Below are 23,405 nucleotides of genomic sequence, written 5' to 3' on the forward strand. Positions count from 1 at the left end.
CTAACGGACGCGGGGGCCGCCTTCAGTCCACCACCTGGTCGAGCATGTGCAGCACTTCCTGTTCGCTGAGCAGGCCCTTGCGCACCAGGTTCTCGGCCAGCAGGGAGAGAAACTTGGCATTGCGATGGCCTTCCAGGTGCTTGAGTTCGGTCAGCGCGCCATAGACTTTGCTGGAGGTGCAGAGTCCGGCGATGCGGTGAGGGTTTTGCGTCGGCATAAAGGGCGTCCTTGTTGTTATGGGTCATTGGAACGACGGACAGGTCCGATCTTGCGGGCCTGCAATGACATCAATATGACGGTCCGATGGCTGAGGCCATCGAGGGACCGGTCGCCAATTGTCAGGCAAATACCGTTCCAGGCCTGGCCCTGGCGTGGACAGTCAAGACTTAAGGATGATGGCCAAATGCAACAAGCCCCGCTTGTGAGGGCGGGGCTTGTGGGTGTGATCAGCCTGTTACCAGCGCGGGCCACGGTCGTAATGACGTGGCGGACCGTAGTAACCCGGAGGCGGGCCGTAGTAGACCGGGGCGGGGCGGTAATACACCGGCGCCGATTCCACATACACCGGTTGTGGCTGGTAGTAGACCGGTGGTGGCGCGGCGTACACCGGCTGTGGCTGGACGTACACCGGTTGTTGCTGCACGTAGACCGGGCGTTCCTGGCCGGCGATCACCGAGCCCACCACAGCAGCACCGACAACAGCACCCAATACGGCGGGTCCGGCCCAGCCACCGCCGTGGGCAGACGCCTGGCCTGCGACAGCGAGTGCACCAATGAGCAAGGCTATCTTGGGGAGTTTGGAAATCATGAGCGTTCCTCGATTCAACCCCAGCGCTTGTTGCCTGCAGCAGGCTCAAGGACTGTCGTGGGGGATACTTCTAAGACAGTGGTTTTTTGAAAAACTGCGAAGCCGCAGGGTAAATATTGTGTAAGGTCTGTACCGGCTTCTTTACCCAGTTCCCAGGCGGGTAAAGCGCCCTTGGCTACGGGTCATCATGATCAGGCAGAACCGGTCGGGCCGGTTAATCCGTCCATCCGAAAGTGCGGTGCAAGGAGATAACGATGCAAATGAACCCCAACAAAGACACTCAGTTGTGCATGTCCTTGTCAGGGCGTCCGGGGAACTTCGGTTTGCGCTTTCACAACCACCTGTATGAGCAGTTGGGGCTGAACTTCTATTACAAGGCGTTCAGCAGCCAGGATTTGCCTGGCGCCATCGGCGGGATTCGCGCCCTGGGCATTCGCGGCTGTGGCGTGTCGATGCCCTTCAAGGAGGCGAGCATTGAGTTGGTGGACGAACTGGATGCATCGGCCCGGGCCATTGCGTCGATCAACACCATCGTCAACACCCAGGGCCACCTCAAGGCCTACAACACCGATTACATTGCTATCGCCCAATTGCTCAAGAGCCACGAGGTGCCGAAGGACTCGAGCTTTGTCTTGCGTGGCAGCGGCGGCATGGCCAAGGCCGTGGCCAGCGCCTTGCGTGATGGCGGCTACGCCAACGGCGTGATTGTGGCGCGTAACGAGGCGGCCGGACGTGGCTTGGCCAATGCCCTGGGTTATGAGTGGCAGGCCGAGCTCGGGGATGTGCGCGCGCAAATGCTGATCAATGTCACGCCGATCGGCATGGCGGGTGGGGCTGAGGCTGAGCAGTTGGCCTTCTCCGCAGAGGCGATTGCCGCTGCCGATACGCTGTTCGACGTGGTTGCGGTGCCCCCTGAAACCCCGCTGATTCTGCGCGGCCGGGCTGAGGGCAAAAAGGTCATCACCGGCCTGGAAGTGATCGCCATCCAGGCCCTGGAGCAGTTTGTGCTTTACACCGGGGTGCGCCCCAGTGAGGAGCAGTTCCAGAACGCTGTGGCCTTCGCCCGGGCCGGGTAGGGCGCTGCGTCGGCGCAGCCAGCGGGTGTCGTACCCGCGGCTGCGCCCACTGAGGGTTCAGCCTTCGAGTTGCGCCAGGCGCTCTTCGAGGGCAGCAATCCGCGCTTCCAACTCTTCGATACGCTCCACCGAGACCGCGCCGCCAGTGCTGCGTTCCACCGGGTTGTGCCGGGCCGCGAGGATCGCCTCGATGTCCGCCGGGTCACCCAGGGCGTGGGTGTAGCGGTCTTCCCGCTGGCCGGCCTGACGCGGGATCAACAGCGCCAGGTCGCGGGCAATCAGGCGCTCGAGTTGGTGCACCACTTGTTCGGCGTCTTCGAAGTCATGCATGCGGCCGCTGCGGGTCAGCAATTCATTCACCGTCTGCGGGCCGCGCAGGAACAGCAGGCCGGTGAGGATCATCTGCGCCGGCACCAGCTCCAGGGCCTTGTCCAGCCGGTGTTCCCAGCGGTCGGCGCGGCTGCCCATGACCAGGCGGGTAAACCCTTGGCTTTCCAGGGCGCGCAGGCTTTGCCCGACCTGGCCCTGGGTCAGGTTCATCACGGGCTCGCGGCTGGTCTTCTGGTTGCAGGCCAGGACCAGGGCGTTGAGGGTCAGGGGATAGGTTTCCGGGCTGGTGGCCTGCTTTTCGATCAAGGCGCCGAGGATGCGGATTTCGGTGCTGTTGAGTCGCAGTGCTTCGCTGGAGGTGTCGTGCTCGCTGCTCATCGCGCTTTCCCTATGCTGTGGAAGGCGCCTAGCCTAATCCTTGCGGGATAAAAGACAAGCCGCGCGCTGCCTCGGGCTGGGGCTATAATCGTCCCTCGCTGTATTTCTGCCATCTATGTCGAGACTGTCATGACTATTTCCCTGTACGCCGCTTCCGTTCCTGTCTTCAAGCAAATGCTCAATGCCTTGAGCGACGTTCTGAACAAGGCCGAAGCCCACGCCACGGCGAAGAGCATCGACCCCAACGCTTTGCTGCAGGCCCGCCTGTTCCCGGACATGTTCCCGCTGGTGCGCCAGGTGCAGATCGCCGTGGACTTCGCCAAGGGCGTGTCGGCGCGCCTGGCTGAAGTCGAGTTGCCGAAATACGACGACAGCGAAACCACCTTCGCTGACTTGCAGGCGCTGATCGCCAAGGTCCTGGCCTTTATCGACGGCATCCAGCCGGAGCAGATCGATGGCAAGGAAGGCATCGAAATCGTTACCCGTCCGGGCACTCCTAAAGAGAAGCGCTTCAGTGGCCAGAGCTACCTGCTGACCTACGGCCTGCCGCAGTTCTTCTTCCACGTCACCACCACCTATGCCTTGCTGCGCCACAACGGTGTGGAAGTGGGCAAGCGCGACTACATGGGCGCGTTCTAAACCGCCGGGCCAATGCGTCACCCTGTTCGGTGGCGCTGGCAGCCGGCAATAAAAAGCCCGGCAAGGTGCGAGCCTTGCCGGGCTTTTTTGTGCGCGGTGATGGTCAGGCCGGTTGCTGGCCTTGCTCATCCTGGGCCAGGCAGGCCGCGGCGGTGAACAGCACGTCAGTGGAGGAGTTGAGGGCGGTTTCTGCCGAGTCTTGCAGCACGCCGATGATGAAGCCCACGGCCACTACTTGCATGGCGATCTCGCTGGGGATGCCGAACAGGCTGCATGCCAGGGGGATCAGCAGCAGCGAACCGCCGGCCACGCCCGACGCACCACAGGCGCAGATGGCCGCGACCACGCTGAGCAGCACCGCGGTAGGCAGGTCGACGGCGATGCCCAGGGTGTGCACGGCGGCCAGGGTCAGCACGGTGATGGTGATCGCCGCGCCGGCCATGTTGATGGTCGCGCCCAGAGGGATGGATACCGAGTAGGTGTCTTCATGCAGCCCCAGGCGCTTGCTCAGCTCCAGGTTGACTGGAATGTTGGCCGCCGAACTGCGGGTGAAAAACGCGGTGATGCCGCTTTCCCGCAGGCAGGTCAGCACCAGGGGGAAGGGGTTGCGACGAATCTTCCAGAACACGATGGCCGGGTTGATCACCAGTGCCACAAATAGCATGCAGCCGATCAGCACGGCCAGCAGGTGCAGGTAGCCGATCAGGGCGTCAAAGCCGGAGGTGGCCAGGGTCGAAGCCACCAGGCCGAAGATCCCCAGCGGGGCGAAGCGGATGACCACGCGAACGATCAGGGTCACGCCGTTGGACAGGTCGCCGAGCACGGTGCGGGTGGTTTCCCCGGCGTGACGAATGGCCACGCCCAGGCCGATGGCCCAGGCCAGCACGCCGATGAAATTGGCGTTCATCAAGGCGCTGATGGGGTTTTCCACCACGCTTAGCAGCAGGCTTTGCAGCACCTCGGTAATACCACCGGGGGCGCTGACGCTGATGTCCTGGGTCGACAGCACCAGGGTGGACGGGAACAGGCTGCTGGCGATCACTGCCACCACGGCCGCGGCAAAGGTGCCCAGCAGGTAGAGGAACAGGATCGGGCGGATATGGGTTTCCTGGCCGTGCTTGTGGTTGGCGATGGACGCCATGACCAGCACGAACACCAGGATCGGCGCGACAGCCTTGAGCGCCGAGACAAACACTTTGCCAATAAAGGTGGTGGACTTGGCCAGCTCGGGGGCCAGCAGCGCCAGGGCGATGCCGGCGATCAGGCCGATGACGATCTGCGTGACCAGGCTGGTGCGTTTGAGTGTTTGCAGGAGCGAAGGGGGCGAAGCAGTCATAGCGGTATCTCTGATTTTTTTAGTTGGCAGTGGTGTGATGCGCGTGGGCAGCGACAAACGGGGCAGGCTGCTGAACGGACGCGGACCTTTGCAATGACGCGGGTGACCGTGGAGCCCCAGGCCCATTGAAGGTGAGGATCTACCGTCCTTTGGACGTTTTGCGGGCCGCGGACTTTATCACAGCCTTTGGCCAACCCCTGCGGATGTGACGATCTGCCACTCTTTCCGACGGCCCTGCGCGGTCTTGGCGTGTCCCTGGGCGGACACACTCTGTTAAGATTGCTCATCCTTTTTTCCTGCCCTATCAGCGAGCCCTCGGGCTGTCGCTGATGTCGTCGTTTCTGGAGTTATTGATGCTGTTGCCCATTCTGCTGTTGTCGGCCGCGGGTTTTACCGTGCTGACCACGGAATTCATTATTGTCGGCCTGCTGCCGGCGATTGCCCGAGACTTGGCGGTGAGCGTGCCCCAGGCCGGTTTGCTGGTGACCCTGTTCGCCTTCACAGTGGCTGCGTTCGGCCCGTTCCTGACGGCCTATTTCGCCCGCTTTCCGCGTAAGCAGCTGTTTATCTGCGTGCTGATCATGTTCGGCCTGGCCAATACCCTGGCGGCGTTGGCGCCGAATATCTGGGTCATGGCCGTGGCACGGTTGATTCCGGCCCTGGGCCTGCCCGTGTTCTGGGCCCTGGCCAGCGAGACGGCGGTGGACATCGTCGGTCCTGACTACGCGGGGCGAGCGATTGCCAAGATCGGTTTCGGCATTGTCTGCGCCACGGTGTTCGGCATTCCGGTGGGTACGCTGATTTCCGACGCCTTCGGTTGGCGTAGTGCCTTCGGCATCCTGGCCGTGGTGGCTTTTGCCAAGGCGCTGCTGCTGTGGGTTTACCTGCCGCGCACGCCGGTGCATCACCAGCACAGCAGCCTGCTTCAGCAGTTCCGGATCCTGCGCAGCCCGTTGATGCAGGGGCATGTGCTGTTGTCGATCCTGGTGTTCAGCGGCATGTTCACCGTCTACACCTACCTGGCGGACATCCTCGAACGCCTGGCCGGTTTCGACGGCACGCTGGTGGGCTGGTGCCTGATGGGCTTTGGCGCGGTAGGCCTGCTGGGCAATTCATTGGGCGGTCGCGCGGTGGATCGCCACCCGCTGCTGGCGTCGATGGGGTTCTGTGCCTTGATGATCGGCGGCATGGTGGCCCTGGTGCCGAGCATTCATTCGACTCTGGGCCTGGCCGCCGCCATGGGTATTTGGGGCGTGACCCAGGCGGCGCTGTTTCTGGTCAGCCATGTGCGTTTGATCAAGGCCGCGCCTGAGGCGCCGGCCTTTGCCGCCTCGCTGAACATTGCCGGGGCCAACCTGGGCATCGGCCTGGGGGCCATGGTCGGCGGCCGGGTCATCGACACCCTGGGGCTGGGCAGCCTGGGTTTTGCCGCAGCGGGTTTCATCCTGCTGTCGATCCTCCTGGCCTGGGGCCTGATGGGCGCCAAGCCTCGCGCCCTCTGCGCTTGAGGCCCTAGCTGTTGAGGGGCGTGAACAGCTCCCGGCGCGCGCCTTCGGTGATGGCGACGATGCCGGGGTGCTTGACCTTGCGCTCCACCGAGATGGCATAAAACGATTCGGCCACGGCGTCGGTCTGGCCGATCAGATCCACGGCGTATTGGCGTTTGATTTCATCGGCGATCACGCTGGGCGCGATAAAGATCCCGCTGCCGGATTGGCCAAAGGCCTGCATCAGTGCGCTGTCGTCGAACTCGCCGATGATCCGCGGCTGGATCTGCTGTTCGGCGAACCAGCGCAGCAGGCGGCTGCGGACCACGGTTTCCTGCCCGGGAATCAGCATGGGCGCGCCGTGCAGGCCCTTGGGGAAGTCCGCGCCGTATTGCTCGGCCAGGCGCTGGGTGGCGAAAAAGCTGATACCGCATTCACCGAGCTTCTGGCTGTAGCCCTTGATGTCCAGGTGCGACGGCATCGGGCTGTCGGATATCACCAGGTCCAGGCGCTGGATGGCCAGGTCGGCGAGCAGGCGCTCGAGCTTGTCTTCGCGGCAGGTGATGCGGATCGGTTCGCTCAATTCCATGGTCGGTGCGATCAGGCGGTAGACGATGGACTTGGGCACCACGTCGGCGACCCCGACCCGGAACGGGATCTGCTGTTCATTGGGTTGAGCACGGAGCAGGGCTTCCAACTCGCCTCCCAGCTGAAACATCTGCTCGGCATAAGGCAGGATCTGACGTCCAGACTCGCTGAGTTCCAGTTGCCGTCCCACTCGACGAAACAATTCGATGCCGTAGGTCTGCTCCAGCAGGGTGATCTGGCCGCTGATGGTCTGGGGCGTCAGGTTCAGCTGTTCGCAGGCGCGCACGATGCTGCCGGTCTTCGCCACCACCCAGAAATAATGCAACTGGCGGTAATTGAGCATGGGGCTTAATCACTTCGTAAAAACCGAAGTATAACTGCTAAAAATACGAATTTTCCTGAAGTATCGCGCTCCTTAGAATGCCTCGCTATCGATGGGCCCCCGGTTGGGCCCATGCGTTCTATCGAGGGTACTACCATGACACGCAAATCCATGGCCGCGGCATCGCTGCTGGCTCTGTCCCTGCTGGCCCTGGCGGGCTGTGACCAGGCTGAGAAAAGCGCTCAGCAGTTGATGGGCAAGGCTGCCGAGACCGCCAAACAGGCCATTGACGACACGCACAAGGCTGCTGAACAGGCCCTCGCCGATGCCACCGAAGACTTGATTGGCAAGCCCGAAAAACCGGCAGATGATGGCGAGAAAAAAGCGCCGGCGTCCCAGGAAATCTAATCTTTCGTTCAAACAGACTCAGGATTGACCCATGGAATACCTCTTACAGCTCGCCGCCAGCCCCACCGCCTGGGTCGCCTTGGCCACCCTGGTGGTGATGGAAATCGTGCTTGGCATCGATAACCTGATCTTTATCTCGATCCTTACCAACAAGCTACCCGAGCAACACCGGGCCAAGGCGCGGCGGATCGGTATCGGCATGGCCTTGATTCTGCGTCTGGCATTGCTTAGCACCATTGCCTTTATCGTCCAGTTGACTGAGCCGGTGATCGACGTCTTCGGCCAGAGCTTCTCCTGGAAAGACATGATCCTGATTGCCGGTGGCCTGTTCCTGGTGTGGAAGGCGACGACCGAGATCCATCACAGCATGTCCCCGGAGCCCGAGGAAAAGGACACGGCGAGCAACGGTGTGAGCATCGGTTTTGCTGCGGCGATTGTGCAGATCCTGATGCTGGACATGGTGTTTTCCATCGACAGCATCATCACGGCAGTGGGCATGACCGAGCACTTGCCGATCATGATCATCGCGGTGGTAGCGTCGGTGCTGGTGATGTTGCTGGCGGCTGAACCCCTGGCCAAGTTCATCAACGACAACCCGACTGTGGTGATGCTGGCCCTGGGCTTCCTGATCATGATCGGTATGACCCTGATCGCCGAAGGCTTTGGTGCCCATGTGCCGAAAGGCTACGTGTATGCGGCGATGGCTTTCTCGGCAGCGATCGAGACCCTGAACATCCTGGCGCGACGTGTTCGCCAAAAGCGTCAGGCGGTGGAGACTCAAGCCAAGGCTTAAGTCGCACCCACGACAAACGGCTGTCTGCACTCGAAAGAGTCAGATGGCCGTTTTTTTTAGTGGTGAATAACGCTGGGTCAGTGCGCGGTGGCCGGGCGGCCGGCGGTTTTGTCTCGCGGTGTCACGGTGGTCGATGGCAGTGGGTGATGATGGCGGCGGGCAATGCGCAACACGCCCCAAAGCATCGCGGCGGCCACGGCCAGCCAGCCAATTACCAGCATGCAGATCGTCGTCATCAGGCTCATACGTGCCTCCTTCTGGCCCCGTCCGGGGCACACGCTCTTTGCAATGGACAGTCTAGTCGCTGGTATGTTTCAGGCGATTGACTCGTGGTCGAGCCCTTCGAACACTTCGCTCTATCCATTTCAATTTACTGCGGCCTAACGCTATACCCCCGTGCAAGACGCCCTATTATCAGGGCCCTTGCCGGGAGATCGTGGCCCGGTGTCTGAGCAAAGAGAGTGATGATGGTGCGGGTATTTTCTCGAATTCGATGGGCATTGTTGGGCGCCGCCTGTGTGCTGAGCCTGGCGGCATGCGCGGGCAAAGTGCCGTCCGAGATTCAGCGTTTGCCTGAGCGGGTCGAACTCACCAGCGTGCCGTTCTTTCGCGGCAACATCTATCAAAGCGGACCGGGCGCCTTGGCCAGCATGCTGTCTCAGCAGGGCGTGGTGATTACCCCGGGGCTGCTGGACAAACCCTTGCATTTACCCGGTGCCGAGGCCCAGTTGCAGCAGAACATGCAGCGCCTGGCGCGGGATTACGGGATGGTGGTCTATCCACTGGATGAGCGCCTGCCGGCGTTGCTGGCCCAGGTTGCGGCCGGGTACCCGGTGTTGCTGCGCTTCACGGAAGGTTCGGCGTTCTGGTCTGAGCCGCGCTACGCGATACTGGCCGGCTATAACCGTGACAAGCAGACCGTGCTGTTGCGGGCAGGGCAGAATCGTCGGTTGTTGATGAGCTTCTCGGCGTTCGAGTCGGCCTGGAAAAGCGCCGGTAGCTGGGCGGTGTTGATTCAGGCACCGAACCAGTTGCCCGCCAATGTCGATCGCCAGCGTTGGTTGAAGGCCGCCAATGAGTTGGCCCAGGCCGGCCAAGAGCAGGCGGCGAATCGGGCGACCCAGGCGTTACCTGCTCCCTGATCGTGGCGAAGAAAAGAAAACGGCGCCCAAGGGCGCCGTTTTTTATGGCCTGTTTGATTAGTCCGAGGCCTGGGCCGCGCCGGTTTGGCGGTTCTTCAGGTTCTTTTCCGCTTTGTAGCGCAGCGCGACGTCCGGCACCGAGCCGCTTTTGCCGGTTTCCATCCAGTTGCGAATGCGCCCGGCGTCAGCGAAATGGGTGTATTTGCCGAAGGCATCGAGAATCACCAGGGCCACCGGGCGATTGGCCATGCTGGTCACCAGCACCAGGCAGTGGCCGGCCTGATTGGTGAAGCCGGTCTTGGTCAGCTTGATGTCCCATTTGTCTTTATGAACCAGATGGTCGGTGTTGCGAAAACCCAGGGTGTAATTGGGTTTGCGGAACGCCACGGTCTTTTCCTTGGTGGTGCTCAGCTCGCTCAGCATTGGGTATTTGCGCGCCGCCAGCAGCAGTTTGCTCAGGTCGCGAGCGGTGGACACGTTGTGGATCGACAGGCCAGTGGGTTCCACATAGCGGGTGTTGGTCATGCCCAGGGCCTTGGCCTTGGCGTTCATGGCTGCAATAAAGGCTGCGTATCCGCCTGGGTAATGGTGGGCCAGGCTGGCGGCGGCGCGATTCTCCGAGGACATCAGGGCGATCAGCAGCATGTCGCGGCGGCTCAACTCGCTATTGAGCTTGACCCGGGAGAACACCCCTTTCATTTCCGGGGTGTCGCTGATGTTGATTGAAATGTATTCGTCCATGGACTGCTTGGCGTCCAGCACGATCAACCCGGTCATGAGTTTGGTGACCGAGGCGATCGGCACCACCACATCCGGATTGCTTGAATAGATGACTTTGTTGGTCTGCAAGTCCAGCAACAGCGCGCTGCCCGAAGCAATGTGCAGTTGCGAGGTGTCGCGGGGGGCAGCAGTGGTTTCGCTCGCATCGACGTTGGGCGTGATCAAAGTGCCTGTGATTGCAAAAAATAGGCTGAGGATGGAAAGACGGATTTTCACGCGGGCGGACTCGATAAAGTATGGATATGCCGTTTGGCAACGGGCTTTTTCAGAAAAACGTTACATTTTATGATTATGGTTGATAGCTGTCGATTGTTCTTCAAAGGTCTGTTGAATACCCAAAAAAACCTGAAATATGCCGGTTTTCCTTTCGTGCCTCCTGGCTTTGGTCGCAGTTCGTCGCCTGGGGCGCGGCTTGAAACAAAGAACCCCGCCATTGGCGGGGTTCTCGTCGGGGCAAAGGTGCTGTGCCGGGTTTAGCCGTGCAGCGACTCTGCCGCATACAGGGTGTTTTCCAGCAAGCAGGCGCGGGTCATCGGGCCAACACCGCCAGGTACGGGGGTGATCCAGCCGGCGCGGGGCAGGGCGGTCTCGTACACCACGTCGCCTACCAGCTTGCCGTCTTCCTGGCGGTTGATGCCGACGTCGATGACGATGGCGCCTTCCTTGATCCACTCGCCTTTTACCAGGCCCGGCTTGCCAGCTGCCACGACCACCAGGTCAGCCCGGCCCACATGCCCGGCCAGGTCTTTGGTGAAGCGGTGGGTCACGGTCACGGTGCAGCCCGCGAGGAGCAGCTCCATTGCCATCGGGCGGCCAACAATGTTGGAGGCGCCCACGACGACGGCGTCCATGCCGTAAAGATCGGCACCGGTGCTTTCCAGCAAGGTCATGATGCCCTTGGGAGTGCAAGGGCGGAGCAGTGGGATGCGTTGGGCCAGGCGGCCGACGTTATAAGGGTGGAAACCATCCACGTCTTTGTCGGGCCGAATGCGTTCCAGCAGCTTTGAGGCGTCCAGGTGCTCCGGCAGCGGCAACTGTAGAAGGACGCCGTCGATGTTCGGGTCATCATTGAGGCGGTCGATCAGGGTGGCCAACGCTTCCTGAGTGGTGTCGGAAGGCAGGTCATAGGCTTGGGAAAGAAAGCCGACCTCTTCGCAGTCTTTACGCTTGTGCGAGACATAAACCTGAGAGGCTGGATCGCTGCCGACCAGGATCACCGCGAGGCCTGGTGTACGCAGGCCTTGCTGGCGACGCTCGGCGACACGTTTGGCGATCTGCTGGCGCAGGCTAGCGGCGATCGCTTTGCCGTCGATTAGTTGTGCAGTCATGACGCGTGATTAACCATCGAGAGGGAGAGAAAAAGAGAACGCATTCTCGCATGTCAGGACGTGAGGGCAAAGGCGCTTGGTCTGCAAATTCCCCTAACCCCTTTAATTAAATGAATTTTTTTGAAAAAAGAGTTGACGACCTAACGGACCGTCTATAACATTCGTCGCACTTGTCGGGCACAGCCTAGCACTGGTTAAGAAGGTCGGTCAGAGTTGATGTTTAACTCGTAACGACTGAAAGCACTTAGTTTGTAATCCTTAAAGAATACAGATTAACAAGGCGCCCGTAGCTCAGCTGGATAGAGCATCCGCCTTCTAAGCGGATGGTCGCAGGTTCGAGTCCTGCCGGGTGCGCCATTAGGCAGCTTTGGCACAAGTAACGCAACAACGCAATATGGTGGGCGTAGCTCAGTTGGTAGAGCACAGGATTGTGACTCCTGTTGTCGTGGGTTCGATCCCCATCGTCCACCCCATATTCCGAAAGGCGCCAGATTAACAGTCTGGCGCCTTTGCTTTAAAAGGCTTGATACGCGGACGTGGTGGAATTGGTAGACACACTGGATTTAGGTTCCAGCGCCGCAAGGTGTAAGAGTTCGAGTCTCTTCGTCCGCACCAATTAAGTAGCTAGTTAATAGCAGATGACGGCGCAGCACCTGAAAAGGGCTGCGCCGTTTTCGTTTCAAAAGTCTGCATTTCCAGTGTGGCCGTAAGTAGCAGGGCGGTGAGGCGGCGAGTTTTTCGTCCTTTTGTCGCTGGATGTTTGCGGCTCAGCTGTCGGATCGGTGGTTGATCCGGTTGCCCGGAGTGCTATGCCTGATTCCTTCTATATATAGAAGCATCGGTATAGAGGCCCCGGCTGGGTACGCTGTATTTGCTCTCAGGGCGCGGCGCAACCTATTGTCCCCGCCTTATAACTGACCAGCTGTTTTTTACCCGTTTCCAGTAGGGTGACTTCTTGAGTTTGACCCACTAGAATGCTTGCCCTTGATTCTTGGGGTCGGAAACGGCCGGCTAACGTCTGTGCAACGAGGAATATCCATGCAAGTTTCTGTTGAAAATACTTCTGTTCTTGAGCGCCGCCTGAGCATCACCGTGCCAGCCGAGCGTATCGAGAGCCAGGTCAACAAGCGTCTGCAGCAGACTGCCCAAAAGGCCAAAATTGCAGGCTTCCGTCCTGGCAAGGTTCCAATGAGCGTTATCCGTCAGCGTTATGAAGCTGATGCCCGCCAAGAAGCGGTAGGTGACGTGATCCAGGCTTCCTTCTATGAAGCCGTTGTTGAGCAGAAGCTGAACCCGGCCGGTGCTCCTTCGGTTGAGCCTAAGGTTCTGGAGAAAGGCAAGGATCTGGAATACGTTGCTACTTTCGAAGTGTTCCCAGAGTTCACCGTTGCCGGTTTCGACACCATCGCTGTTGAGCGTCTGAGCGCTGACGTGGCGGATGCCGACCTGGACAACATGCTGGAAATCCTGCGCAAGCAGAACGTACGTTTTGAAGCGGCTGATCGCGCTGCACAAAACGACGACCAACTGAACATTGATTTTGTTGGCAAGGTTGACGGCGAAGAGTTCGCTGGCGGTTCGGCTAAAGGTACTCAGCTGGTTCTGGGCTCCGGCCGCATGATCCCTGGTTTTGAAGACGGTCTGGTCGGCGCTAAAGCCGGTGAAGAGCGCGTTCTGAACCTGACCTTCCCTGAGAACTATCAGAACCTGGACCTGGCCAACAAGGCTGCCGAGTTCACCGTGACCGTTAACAGCGTTTCCGAGCCTAAGCTGCCAGAACTGACCGAAGAATTCTTCGCTCAATTCGGTATCAAGGAGTCGGGCCTGGACGGTTTCCGCGCCGAAGTTCGCAAGAATATGGAGCGTGAGCTGCGCCAAGCCATCAAGTCCAAGGTCAAGAATCAGGTCATGGATGGTCTGCTGGCCACCAATCCGATCGAAGTGCCAAAGGCGCTGCTGGACAACGAAGTCAACCGCCTGCGCGTTCAAGCGGTTCAGCAGTTCGGTGGCAACATCAAGCCTGATCAACTGCCGGCCGAGCTGTTCGAAGAGCAAGCCAAGCGCCGTGTCGTGCTGGGTCTGATCGTGGCTGAAGTGGTCAAGCAATTCGACCTCAAGCCTGACGAAGATCGCGTTCGCGAGCTGATCCAGGAAATGGCTTCGGCCTACCAGGAGCCAGAGCAGGTCGTGTCTTGGTACTACAAGAACGACCAGCAACTGAACGAAGTCCGTTCGGTTGTGCTGGAAGAACAAGTTGTGGATACTGTTCTGCAGAAAGCTAGCGTGACCGACAAATCGGTCTCTTACGAAGAAGCGGTCAAGCCGGTAGAAGCTCCACAAGCCGACTGATTGTTTTTGCGTTAAGAAGTACACACATAAGCAGCTCTCGAGCTGGCTTATGTGTATTCAAGACATAACTATTTGGGAGCGACTGCAGAGCATGTTCCGTAATTCTTATATTCAGCAGCACTCTGATATCCAAGCCGCCGGCGGCCTGGTCCCGATGGTTGTCGAGCAATCCGCTCGTGGCGAGCGTGCCTATGACATCTACTCGCGCCTTCTCAAGGAGCGAGTGATTTTTCTGGTGGGGCCGGTAGAGGACTACATGGCCAACCTGATCTGTGCGCAATTGCTGTTCCTTGAAGCGGAAAACCCGGACAAGGACATCCATCTCTACATTAACTCCCCGGGCGGTTCGGTGACGGCGGGCATGTCGATCTACGACACCATGCAGTTCATCAAGCCTAACGTGTCGACCACCTGTATTGGTCAGGCATGCAGCATGGGTGCGTTCCTGCTGACGGCTGGTGCCCCGGGCAAGCGTTTCTGCCTGCCGAACTCGCGTGTGATGATTCACCAGCCACTGGGCGGTTTCCAGGGCCAGGCGTCGGACATCGAAATCCATGCCAAGGAAATCCTCTTCATTCGTGAACGCCTCAACACGCTGATGGCCAAGCACAGCGGGCACACTCTGGAAGAAATCGAGCGCGATACCAATCGCGACAACTTCATGAGTGCGGAAGCCGCGCGTGCATACGGGCTGATCGATGAAGTGATCGCCCAGCGCCCAGCTTAAAATAAGCAGCTCAAAATAAGGCGGGTCGGCTGGTCCGATCACCAGTGGGCTTGAAAAAGCCCACAATAGCCTTCATCTTGTGTTGCAAGCCTATCGGATTTGGATCGAACGAATGACTGACACCCGCAACGGCGAGGACAACGGCAAGCTGCTTTATTGCTCCTTCTGTGGCAAAAGCCAGCATGAAGTGCGCAAATTGATTGCCGGCCCCTCGGTCTTTATCTGCGACGAGTGCGTCGACCTGTGCAATGACATCATCCGTGAGGAGGTGCAGGAAGCACAGGCCGAAAGCAGCGCGCATAAATTGCCTTCGCCTAAAGAAATCAGCGGCATCCTCGATCAGTACGTGATTGGTCAGGAGCGTGCGAAAAAGGTTTTGGCTGTAGCGGTCTATAACCACTACAAGCGCCTCAACCAGCGTGACAAAAAGAGCGACGATGTCGAGCTGGGCAAGAGCAACATCTTGCTGATCGGCCCTACAGGCTCGGGTAAGACTCTGCTGGCAGAGACCCTGGCACGCCTGCTGAATGTTCCCTTCACTATCGCTGACGCAACCACCCTCACCGAGGCGGGTTATGTGGGTGAAGACGTCGAGAACATCATTCAGAAGCTGTTGCAGAAATGCGATTACGATGTAGAGAAGGCCCAAATGGGTATCGTCTATATCGATGAAATCGACAAGATTTCGCGTAAATCCGACAATCCGTCGATCACCCGGGATGTCTCCGGTGAAGGCGTTCAGCAAGCATTGCTGAAGTTGATTGAAGGTACTGTGGCTTCCGTTCCGCCCCAAGGCGGTCGCAAGCATCCGCAGCAAGAGTTCCTGCAAGTCGACACGCGTAACATCCTGTTTATCTGTGGTGGTGCGTTCTCCGGTCTGGAAAAGGTTATCCAGAACCGCTCCACTCGCGGCGGCATCGGCTTCAATGCCGAGGTTCGCAGCAAGGAGGAGGGCAAGAAGGTTGGCGAATCTCTGCGTGAGGTCGAGCCTGATGACTTGGTCAAGTTCGGCCTGATCCCTGAGTTCGTCGGTCGTTTGCCGGTACTGGCAACGTTGGACGAGCTGGATGAAGCAGCATTGATCCAGATCCTCACCGAGCCGAAAAACGCACTGACCAAGCAATACGCCAAGTTGTTCGAGATGGAAGGCGTGGACCTCGAGTTCCGTACCGACGCACTCAAGTCCGTGGCCAAGCGTGCCCTTGAGCGCAAGACCGGTGCTCGTGGATTGCGTTCGATCCTCGAAGGTGTGTTGCTCGACACTATGTATGAAATCCCCTCGCAATCCGAGGTGAGTAAAGTAGTGATCGATGAAAGCGTTATAGAAGGCAAGTCCCAGCCACTGTATATCTATGAAAACAGTGAGCCGGCTGCCAAGGCAGCGCCGGACGCGTAAGCGTCACGACATTGCTTTAAAAGAAGGGGCCTTCGGGCCCCTTTGTTTTACTGCCTTCAAACTCCAGTCTTTGAGCTTGTTTTTTTTGCAGGCAGCCCCCATCTTGGTTTCAAGCTTACTTCCATCTGTTTACGGCCATATGGCCGCCGTAGAGGCGAAATCATGAAGACAACCATCGAATTGCCTCTCCTGCCATTGCGTGATGTTGTGGTTTATCCGCACATGGTTATCCCGCTGTTCGTGGGGCGCGAGAAGTCTATCGAAGCCCTTGAGGCAGCGATGACGGGCGACAAGCAGATTCTTCTGTTGGCTCAGAAAAACCCTGCTGATGACGATCCCGGTGAAGATGCACTCTATCGCGTAGGTACCGTTGCTACGGTTTTGCAATTGCTCAAGTTGCCTGATGGCACTGTCAAAGTGCTGGTCGAGGGCGAGCAGCGAGGCGCTGTAGAGCGCTTCAGCGAAGTGGACGGCCACTGCCGTGCCGAAGTTTCCCTGATCGACGAAGTCGATGCTCCTGAGCGCGAGTCGGAAGTGTTTGTCCGCAGCTTGCTGTCTCAGTTCGAGCAATATGTCCAGTTGGGCAAGAAAGTCCCCGCTGAAGTCCTGTCGTCCCTCAATAGCATTGATGAGCCCAGCCGCCTGGTCGACACCATGGCTGCTCATATGGCGTTGAAGATCGAACAGAAGCAGGAAATCCTCGAGATCATCGATTTGTCAGCCCGGGTCGAGCACGTCCTGGCGTTGCTGGATGCCGAGATCGACCTGCTGCAAGTTGAGAAACGTATTCGTGGTCGCGTCAAGAAACAAATGGAGCGTAGCCAGCGCGAGTACTACCTGAATGAGCAAATGAAGGCCATTCAGAAAGAGCTGGGTGACGGTGACGAAGGTCACAACGAAATCGAAGAACTGAAAAAACGCATTGATGCTGCCGGCCTGCCGAAGGACGCCTTGACCAAGGCTCAGGCAGAGCTGAACAAGTTGAAGCAGATGTCGCCGATGTCCGCTGAAGCCACCGTAGTGCGTTCGTACATCGATTGGCTGGTTCAGGTGCCGTGGAAGGCGCAGAGCAAGGTGCGCCTGGACTTGGCTCGCGCTGAGGACATCCTCGACGCTGATCACTATGGCCTGGAAGAGGTCAAAGAGCGGATCCTCGAGTACCTTGCTGTACAGAAGCGCGTGAAGAAGATTCGCGGCCCTGTGTTGTGCCTGGTTGGCCCACCAGGGGTTGGTAAAACCTCCTTGGCGGAGTCGATTGCCCACGCCACCAACCGTAAATTTGTGCGCATGGCCCTGGGTGGCGTGCGTGACGAAGCTGAAATTCGTGGTCATCGCCGTACTTACATCGGTTCGATGCCAGGAAGATTGATTCAAAAGATGACAAAAGTGGGTGTTCGCAACCCGTTGTTCTTGCTCGATGAAATCGACAAGATGGGAAGCGATATGCGTGGCGATCCGGCTTCGGCATTGCTTGAAGTGCTTGATCCGGAACAGAACCACAACTTCAACGACCACTACCTGGAAGTCGATTACGACCTTTCCGATGTGATGTTCCTTTGCACCTCCAACTCGATGAATATTCCGCCAGCTTTGCTGGACCGGATGGAGGTGATTCGTCTGCCTGGCTACACCGAAGACGAGAAGATCAACATCGCTGAAAAGTACCTGTCGCCCAAGCAAATCCAGGCCAATGGCCTGAAGAAGGGCGAGCTGGAGTTCGACGCTGAGGCGATCCGCGACATCATTCGCTACTACACCCGCGAAGCCGGTGTGCGTGGCCTTGAGCGGCAGATTGCCAAGGTGTGCCGTAAGGCTGTCAAAGAGCATGCGCTGGAAAAACGCTTCTCGGTGAAGGTCACGTCCGACCTGCTGGAGCATTTCTTGGGCGTGCGCAAATTCCGCTACGGCCTGGCTGAACAGCAGGATCAGATTGGCCAAGTGACGGGCCTGGCCTGGACTCAGGTGGGTGGCGAGTTGCTGACGATCGAAGCGGCAGTGGTACCGGGCAAGGGTCAGTTGATCAAGACCGGTTCCCTGGGCGATGTGATGGTCGAGTCGATCACCGCCGCGCTGACCGTGGTGCGCAGCCGGGCGAAAAGCCTGGGTATTCCCCTGGACTTCCACGAGAAGCGCGATACCCACATCCACATGCCTGAAGGGGCGACGCCGAAAGACGGCCCTAGCGCAGGTGTAGGCATGTGCACGGCACTGGTTTCGGCGCTGACCGGGATTCCGGTTCGGGCCGATGTTGCGATGACCGGTGAGATCACTTTGCGTGGTCAGGTATTGGCTATCGGTGGCCTGAAAGAGAAGCTGCTCGCAGCTCATCGGGGCGGAATCAAGACCGTGATCATTCCTGAAGAGAATGTTCGCGATTTGAAAGAAATTCCGGACAATATTAAGCAGGATCTGCAGATTAAACCGGTTAAATGGATTGACGAGGTCCTGCAAATTGCGCTGCAATACGCGCCGGAGCCCTTGCCGGATGTGGCTCCCGAGATAGTTGCTAAGGACGAAAAGCGCGAGTCTGACTCTAAGGAAAGAATTAGCACGCATTAGTACACATAAGCCTGGGGAGCTTCCTTGACAGCTTTTTAGAGCCCTTGTTATAAAGCGGCTCTTAAGTGTCTGTAGGCCATTCAGCACTGGTTTTTGCTTTCACCAAAAAACTTAGAATCATACTCAAATAGATATATAAGGGGACTTAGAGTGAACAAGTCGGAACTGATTGATGCTATCGCTGCATCTGCTGATATCCCGAAAGCTGCTGCTGGCCGTGCGCTGGATGCGGTAATCGAATCCGTCACTGGCGCTCTGAAGGCCGGTGACTCTGTTGTTCTGGTTGGTTTCGGTACTTTCTCCGTAACCGATCGTCCAGCTCGCGTTGGTCGTAACCCACAGACCGGTAAGACGCTGCAAATCGCTGCTGCTAAAAAGCCAGGTTTCAAAGCCGGTAAAGCCCTGAAAGAAGCCGTTAACTAAGCTTCGTTCAAGCCTTTGCCCATCCGGATCGGGGTCATGCCTGATCTGGCAGCGGAGCGGTAGTTCTGCCGGTTGGAATGCCGGCTCACGCCGAGGGTCGCGGGTCCAACCCACGTCCGCTCCGCCAGTTACGAGAAGGCGCATCCTCGGATGCGCCTTTCTTCTATCCGGACTCTACCCACGCTCCACGGTTGCCTAAATCTTGAAGTACAACCGTTTCTGGGGGACGCATGCTGCAGAATATCAGGGACAATTCACAAGGCTGGATTGCCAAAACCATTATCGGTGTCATCGTCGCGTTGATGGCGTTGACCGGTTTCGATGCCATTTTTCAAGCCACCAAAACCAGCCAGGACGCGGCCAAGGTCAATGGTCAGGAAATCACTCAGAACGAGCTGAGCCAGGCCGTCGACATGCAACGTCGCCAGTTGATGCAACAACTGGGCAAGGATTTCGATGCCTCGCTGCTTGACGAGAAAATGCTGCGTGAAGCGGCGCTCAAAGGTCTGATCGATCGCAAACTGCTGCTGCAAGGTGCCGAAGAATCCAAGTTCGCTTTCTCTGAAGCGGCATTGGACCAAGTCATCCTGCAAACGCCGGAGTTCCAGGTCGACGGCAAGTTCAGCCCTGAGCGTTTTGACCAGGTGATCCGCCAACTGGGTTACGGGCGTCTGCAATTCCGCCAGATGCTGGCTCAGGAAATGCTGATTGGCCAGGTACGTGCTGGCCTGGCCGGCAGCGGTTTCGTGACCGATGCCCAAGTGCTGGCTTTCGCTCGTCTGGAAAAACAGACTCGCGATTTCTCTGCGCTGACCATCAAGGCTGACCCTGCGGCGGTCAAACTGACCGACGACGAAGTCAAGGCTTACTACGACGAGCATGCCAAAGAGTTCATGACTCAGGATCAGGTGGTTGTCGATTACCTCGAGTTGAAGAAGGCTTCCTTCTTTGACCAGGTCACCGTCAAGGACGAGGACCTGCAAGCTCTGTATCAGAAAGAAATCGCCAACTTGTCCGAACAGCGTCGTGCCGCGCACATTCTGATCGAAGTCAACGACAAGGTGAACGAGGCGCAAGCCAAGGCGAAGATCGAAGACATCCAGGCGCGTTTGGCCAAGGGTGAGAGCTTTGATGCGCTGGCCAAGGAGTTCTCTCAGGACCCGGGTTCGGCGAGCAATGGCGGCGACCTCGGTTACGCCGGTCCTGGTGTCTATGACCCAATCTTCGAGAAGGCGCTCTACGCCTTGAACAAGGATCAGGTTTCGGCTCCGGTGCGTACCGACTTCGGTTTCCACCTGATCAAGCTGTTGGGCGTTGAAGCTCCTGAAGTGCCAAGCTTCGCCAGCCTGAAAGACAAGCTGACCCGCGAGCTGAAAACCCAGCAAGTCGAGCAGCGTTTCGTTGAGGCGACCAAGCAATTGGAAGACTCGTCGTTCGAAGCCTCCGACCTGGCCCAGCCTGCGCAAGAGCTGAAGCTGACCGTCCACACCTCCGCACCGTTTGGTCGTGAAGGCGGGGAAGGCATTGCTGCCAACCGTGCGGTCATCCAGGCGGCATTCAGTCCTGAAGTGCTCGACGAGGGTGCAAACAGCACCGCCATCGAGCTGGACCCGGAAACCGTGGTGGTTCTGCGCGCCAAAGAGCATCGCAAGCCTGAGCAACTGCCGCTGGAAGGCGTAGCCACCAGCATCCGCGCGCAATTGGCCAAGGAGCACGCCAGTGCTGCCGCCAAGACCAAGGCTGATGAGTTGATCGCTAGCCTGCGCGATGGCAAGACACCGCTGAACAAGCCGGTGGATGGCCAGGCCTGGAAAGTCTCCGAAGCCGTGACCCGCGGTCAGGAAGGCCTTGAGCCAACGGTGCTGCAAGCATTGTTCCGCATGAGCAAGCCCGAGTCGAAAGACAAGCCGAGCTTCTCCAGCGTGACCTTGCCCAACGGCAATATCGTGCTGCTGCAGCTCAACGGTGTGAACGAGGCCGCTGCGCCGACCGAGGAAGAGAAGGCCCAGTACCGTCGCTTCCTGGCGTCCCGCGTAGGTCAGCAAGACTTTGCGGCCTACCGCAAGCAGCTGGAAAGTCAGGCAGAGATCAAGCGCTACTGATGGCTGCATCGAAGCGTTAAGGCGACAAATCAAGACCCCGTCCGTAAGGCCGGGGTCTTTTTTTTGTGCGCTTGAACTACAAGCGCCGCCGTTATTGGTAAGGGGAGGCAAATGCTAAATACCTCCGCAGGCATCAACGCAGTGCGGGGAAGCCTTGGCGCCGTGCGTTGATTGCCACCCCCAGCGCCACGAGCAACAGTGCGCCGACCACCCAGACAAACACCTGCACGCCTGGCCCCTGCAACAGGACGGCCCCGGCCACGCCACCGCCTGCGATTGCCAGGTTCCAGGCCGTCACCAGCATCGACTGGGCCGCGTCGGCGGAGGCGCCGGCGCTTTTCGCCAAGGCGGTTTGCAGCAGGGTGGCCATGCCACCGAACGACAGGCCCCAGATCGCCACTGCGCTGTATATCAACCAGGGTTGGCTACCCCACAGCGCCAGCACCAGCATGGCGGCGATAAACAGCCCGCAGCTGATCAGCACCAGCTCACGCAGCCAGCGATCGATCAACAGGCCTACCACCCAGATGCTCAGCAAGGCTGCCAGGCCAAAGGTCAGCAGCACCTGCTCGATTTGCCCGGCGATCCCGGCCGGCTCGAGGAAGGGCACGATGTAGGTGTAGAGAATGTTGTGGCCCAACACATACACGAAAGTGACGAACAGCACCGGCTTGATGCCGGGCAAGGCCAGCACACGTCTTAGCGGCAGGCGTTTTTGCGTGCCCAGGCCCGGGAAGTCCGGGACCTGCCAGCGGACCCAGGCGATCAGCACCAGGGTCAGCAGAGTCATGATCACAAAGCTCATGCGCCAACCCACGGCATTGCCCAGCAAGGTGCCGGCGGGTACTCCCAGGGACAGCGCCAGGGGCGCGCCGAGCATGGCCACGGCAATGGCGCGGCCTTGCAGTTTGGGCACGACCATGCGGCTGGCGTAGCCGGCGAGCAGGGCCCAGAGCAGCCCGGCGAAGACCCCGGCAAACAGGCGGGCCACCAGGGTCAGGCCATAGTGGGTGGAGAAGGCGGTGATGCTGTTAACCACTGCGAAGCCGCCGATGGCGATCAGCAACAACGGGCGGCGGCGCCAGCCTTGGGTGAGGATCACCAGAGGGATGGCCGCCAGCAGTGAGCCGAGGGCATAGAAGGTCACCAACTGGCCGATCAATCCGGCAGAGACGCCCAGGTCCCGACTCATCTGCGGCAATAGGCCGGCTGGCAGGGTTTCGGTGAGCAAGGTGATGAAGCCCGCGGTGGCCAGCGCCAACAGGCCGCTGAGGGGTAATCGATCGCAAGGCTGGTGGGCCAGCGTCGGCTGGTCGAGGGCATTAATGGGAGCGTTCATGAGCAGGTCCTGATCCTAGGTTGAAACGTCAGGCGCAGAGAGTAGGGCGCTGTTCATGGGCGAAAAATAGGCTAAGGTTCCGAACTTATCGGACACCCACGTCCTTAATCGATGAGGCACGCAATGGATTGGCTGGGCAGTATTTCGGTGTTTGTGCAGGTGGCGGAGCTGCGCAGTTTTACAGAGGCAGGGCGGGTGCTGGGGGTGTCTTCGTCGGCAGTGGGCAAGAGCATCGCCCGTTTGGAAGAGCGCTTGCAGACCCGTTTGTTTCATCGCAGCACCCGCAGTATTGCCCTGACCGCCGAGGGCGCCGGATTCCTTCAGCACTGCCGGCGCATCGTCGCCGAGGCCGAGTCGGCAGAGTTCGGCCTGTGCAACCTGTCCAAAAAAGCCCAGGGCAAGCTCCGGGTCAGCCTGCCCCAAGTCCATGGGCTGGTGATGCCGGTGCTGGCGGAGTTCATGGCCTTGTATCCCCAGATCGAACTGGACATCGACCTGACCGACCGCTTGGTGGACGTGGTTGAGGAGGGGTTCGACGTGGTGGTACGTACTGGCACTCCGAAGGATTCTCGGCTGATTGCCCGCAAGCTGGGGCAATTCCGCCTGGTGCTGGTGGGTACTCCCGGTTACTTCCAGGCCCGGGGTGTTCCCGAAACACCGGCCGACCTCGCGGCCCATGCCTGCTTGCGACACGTGTTTCACAGCACCGGCAAACTCGAGCCCTGGCCCTTGCGCAGTGGGCCCGAGGACGGGGAGGTGGTGCTGCCGACGCGTTTCACCAGCACCTCCATCGAGGCCGTGGACCATGCCGTGCGCAGTGGCCTGGGGATTGCCTGCCTGCCGGATTTCATGGTCTGCACGGCGGTGGTGGCAGGGACCTTGCAGTGTGTACTGGACGACTACCTGGAACATCGCGGCGACTTCTGGATCCTTTGGCCGTCGAGCCGACACGCCGCGTCCAAGCTGCGGGTATTTATCGACCACCTGTGCGCGCGACTTTTTCCGGCAACCGAGGGTCAGTAGACTTGTATGGTTTTTAAGACACTAATCCGCACGCTGTCGGGCGTCGATCTGTTGCACAATACGCCCCGGACC

22 protein-coding genes and 4 tRNA genes are annotated in these 23,405 nt (G+C 59.0%); 17 read left to right on the top strand and 9 right to left on the bottom strand.

What is annotated here, in order from left to right; all coding sequences use genetic code 11:
• Positions 1 to 22: 22 nt before the first annotated feature.
• The gene (locus M1B35_RS15875; protein WP_123335351.1) at positions 23 to 217 is read right to left on the bottom strand and encodes a hypothetical protein; all 195 of its coding nucleotides are present in this window, start codon (positions 215 to 217) and stop codon (positions 23 to 25) included.
• Between the two features lie 237 nt (positions 218 to 454).
• Positions 455 to 808 carry a hypothetical protein gene (locus M1B35_RS15880; protein ID WP_123335353.1) on the bottom strand — a complete coding sequence of 118 codons (354 nt, stop codon included), beginning with the start codon at positions 806 to 808 and terminating at the stop codon, positions 455 to 457.
• A gap of 254 nt (positions 809 to 1,062) precedes the next feature.
• On the opposite strand from M1B35_RS15880, the gene M1B35_RS15885 reads away from it, so the two are divergent.
• A complete protein-coding gene (locus M1B35_RS15885) occupies positions 1,063 to 1,884 on the top strand; it encodes a shikimate 5-dehydrogenase (RefSeq protein WP_268262473.1) in 822 nt (273 codons plus the stop codon).
• Positions 1,885 to 1,941: 57 nt separating this feature from the next.
• On the opposite strand, the gene M1B35_RS15890 is transcribed toward M1B35_RS15885, so the two are convergent.
• Positions 1,942 to 2,592, bottom strand: coding sequence for a YceH family protein (locus M1B35_RS15890; protein WP_268262474.1), 651 nt, complete (start codon positions 2,590 to 2,592; stop codon positions 1,942 to 1,944).
• Positions 2,593 to 2,721: 129 nt separating this feature from the next.
• On the opposite strand from M1B35_RS15890, the gene M1B35_RS15895 reads away from it, so the two are divergent.
• Positions 2,722 to 3,231 carry a DUF1993 domain-containing protein gene (locus tag M1B35_RS15895; protein ID WP_123335359.1) on the top strand — a complete coding sequence of 170 codons (510 nt, stop codon included), beginning with the start codon at positions 2,722 to 2,724 and terminating at the stop codon, positions 3,229 to 3,231.
• A 103-nt stretch (positions 3,232 to 3,334) separates the two neighbouring features.
• Here the strand turns inward: M1B35_RS15895 and sstT are convergent, their stop codons facing one another.
• On the bottom strand, positions 3,335 to 4,567 hold the full coding sequence (sstT, locus tag M1B35_RS15900) for a serine/threonine transporter SstT (RefSeq protein WP_123335361.1): 1,233 nt from the start codon (positions 4,565 to 4,567) through the stop codon (positions 3,335 to 3,337).
• Between the two features lie 353 nt (positions 4,568 to 4,920).
• Here sstT and M1B35_RS15905 point away from each other — a divergent pair, with 353 nt between their 5' ends.
• On the top strand, positions 4,921 to 6,075 hold the full coding sequence (locus tag M1B35_RS15905) for an MFS transporter (RefSeq protein ID WP_123335362.1): 1,155 nt from the start codon (positions 4,921 to 4,923) through the stop codon (positions 6,073 to 6,075).
• Between the two features lie 4 nt (positions 6,076 to 6,079).
• Here the strand turns inward: M1B35_RS15905 and nhaR are convergent, their stop codons facing one another.
• Positions 6,080 to 6,985, bottom strand: a complete 906-nt coding sequence (gene nhaR, locus M1B35_RS15910) for a transcriptional activator NhaR (protein ID WP_268262475.1) — start codon at positions 6,983 to 6,985, stop codon at positions 6,080 to 6,082.
• Between the two features lie 135 nt (positions 6,986 to 7,120).
• Between nhaR and M1B35_RS15915 the strand changes: the two genes are divergently transcribed.
• On the top strand, positions 7,121 to 7,372 hold the full coding sequence (locus M1B35_RS15915) for a hypothetical protein (protein ID WP_123335365.1): 252 nt from the start codon (positions 7,121 to 7,123) through the stop codon (positions 7,370 to 7,372).
• Positions 7,373 to 7,403: 31 nt separating this feature from the next.
• Positions 7,404 to 8,165, top strand: coding sequence for a TerC family protein (locus M1B35_RS15920; RefSeq protein WP_123335367.1), 762 nt, complete (start codon positions 7,404 to 7,406; stop codon positions 8,163 to 8,165).
• Between the two features lie 77 nt (positions 8,166 to 8,242).
• On the opposite strand, the gene M1B35_RS15925 is transcribed toward M1B35_RS15920, so the two are convergent.
• On the bottom strand, positions 8,243 to 8,410 hold the full coding sequence (locus M1B35_RS15925; protein ID WP_185039361.1) for a hypothetical protein: 168 nt from the start codon (positions 8,408 to 8,410) through the stop codon (positions 8,243 to 8,245).
• 222 nt (positions 8,411 to 8,632) lie between these two features.
• On the opposite strand from M1B35_RS15925, the gene M1B35_RS15930 reads away from it, so the two are divergent.
• Positions 8,633 to 9,307, top strand: coding sequence for a PA2778 family cysteine peptidase (locus M1B35_RS15930; RefSeq protein WP_123335370.1), 675 nt, complete (start codon positions 8,633 to 8,635; stop codon positions 9,305 to 9,307).
• A gap of 57 nt (positions 9,308 to 9,364) precedes the next feature.
• Here the strand turns inward: M1B35_RS15930 and pbpG are convergent, their stop codons facing one another.
• Both pbpG and folD read right to left on the bottom strand, forming a co-directional pair.
• Complete coding sequence (gene pbpG / locus M1B35_RS15935) at positions 9,365 to 10,303, bottom strand: D-alanyl-D-alanine endopeptidase (protein WP_123335372.1); 939 nt, start codon at positions 10,301 to 10,303, stop codon at positions 9,365 to 9,367.
• Positions 10,304 to 10,560: 257 nt separating this feature from the next.
• Complete coding sequence (folD, locus tag M1B35_RS15940) at positions 10,561 to 11,415, bottom strand: bifunctional methylenetetrahydrofolate dehydrogenase/methenyltetrahydrofolate cyclohydrolase FolD (RefSeq protein WP_123335374.1); 855 nt, start codon at positions 11,413 to 11,415, stop codon at positions 10,561 to 10,563.
• A 280-nt stretch (positions 11,416 to 11,695) separates the two neighbouring features.
• Between folD and M1B35_RS15945 the strand changes: the two genes are divergently transcribed.
• The 10 genes from M1B35_RS15945 to M1B35_RS15990 all read left to right on the top strand — a co-directional run bounded on the left by M1B35_RS15945 (position 11,696) and on the right by M1B35_RS15990 (position 20,971).
• A tRNA-Arg gene (locus M1B35_RS15945) sits at positions 11,696 to 11,772 on the top strand.
• 40 nt (positions 11,773 to 11,812) lie between these two features.
• Positions 11,813 to 11,888 (top strand) — tRNA-His (locus M1B35_RS15950).
• A gap of 57 nt (positions 11,889 to 11,945) precedes the next feature.
• Positions 11,946 to 12,030, top strand: a tRNA-Leu gene (locus M1B35_RS15955).
• A gap of 423 nt (positions 12,031 to 12,453) precedes the next feature.
• Complete coding sequence (gene tig / locus M1B35_RS15960) at positions 12,454 to 13,764, top strand: trigger factor (RefSeq protein ID WP_123335376.1); 1,311 nt, start codon at positions 12,454 to 12,456, stop codon at positions 13,762 to 13,764.
• Between the two features lie 91 nt (positions 13,765 to 13,855).
• Complete coding sequence (gene clpP / locus M1B35_RS15965) at positions 13,856 to 14,491, top strand: ATP-dependent Clp endopeptidase proteolytic subunit ClpP (protein ID WP_123335377.1); 636 nt, start codon at positions 13,856 to 13,858, stop codon at positions 14,489 to 14,491.
• Positions 14,492 to 14,603: 112 nt separating this feature from the next.
• On the top strand, positions 14,604 to 15,887 hold the full coding sequence (clpX, locus tag M1B35_RS15970) for an ATP-dependent Clp protease ATP-binding subunit ClpX (RefSeq protein ID WP_123335379.1): 1,284 nt from the start codon (positions 14,604 to 14,606) through the stop codon (positions 15,885 to 15,887).
• Positions 15,888 to 16,049: 162 nt separating this feature from the next.
• Positions 16,050 to 18,446: an endopeptidase La gene (lon, locus tag M1B35_RS15975; RefSeq protein ID WP_123335381.1), complete on the top strand. Its 2,397-nt coding sequence runs from the start codon at positions 16,050 to 16,052 to the stop codon at positions 18,444 to 18,446.
• Positions 18,447 to 18,539: 93 nt separating this feature from the next.
• Positions 18,540 to 18,869, top strand: a complete 330-nt coding sequence (locus M1B35_RS15980; RefSeq protein ID WP_221178443.1) for an HU family DNA-binding protein — start codon at positions 18,540 to 18,542, stop codon at positions 18,867 to 18,869.
• A 53-nt stretch (positions 18,870 to 18,922) separates the two neighbouring features.
• Positions 18,923 to 18,996: transfer RNA gene (locus tag M1B35_RS15985), tRNA-OTHER, on the top strand.
• 103 nt (positions 18,997 to 19,099) lie between these two features.
• The gene (locus M1B35_RS15990) at positions 19,100 to 20,971 is read left to right on the top strand and encodes a SurA N-terminal domain-containing protein (protein WP_268262476.1); all 1,872 of its coding nucleotides are present in this window, start codon (positions 19,100 to 19,102) and stop codon (positions 20,969 to 20,971) included.
• Between the two features lie 133 nt (positions 20,972 to 21,104).
• Here the strand turns inward: M1B35_RS15990 and M1B35_RS15995 are convergent, their stop codons facing one another.
• Positions 21,105 to 22,310, bottom strand: a complete 1,206-nt coding sequence (locus M1B35_RS15995; protein WP_268262477.1) for an MFS transporter — start codon at positions 22,308 to 22,310, stop codon at positions 21,105 to 21,107.
• Between the two features lie 123 nt (positions 22,311 to 22,433).
• Between M1B35_RS15995 and M1B35_RS16000 the strand changes: the two genes are divergently transcribed.
• On the top strand, positions 22,434 to 23,333 hold the full coding sequence (locus M1B35_RS16000) for a LysR family transcriptional regulator (protein WP_268262478.1): 900 nt from the start codon (positions 22,434 to 22,436) through the stop codon (positions 23,331 to 23,333).
• Positions 23,334 to 23,405: the final 72 nt, after the last annotated feature.

Source organism: Pseudomonas morbosilactucae (genome assembly GCF_023241665.1).
GTDB lineage: Bacteria > Pseudomonadota > Gammaproteobacteria > Pseudomonadales > Pseudomonadaceae > Aquipseudomonas > Aquipseudomonas morbosilactucae.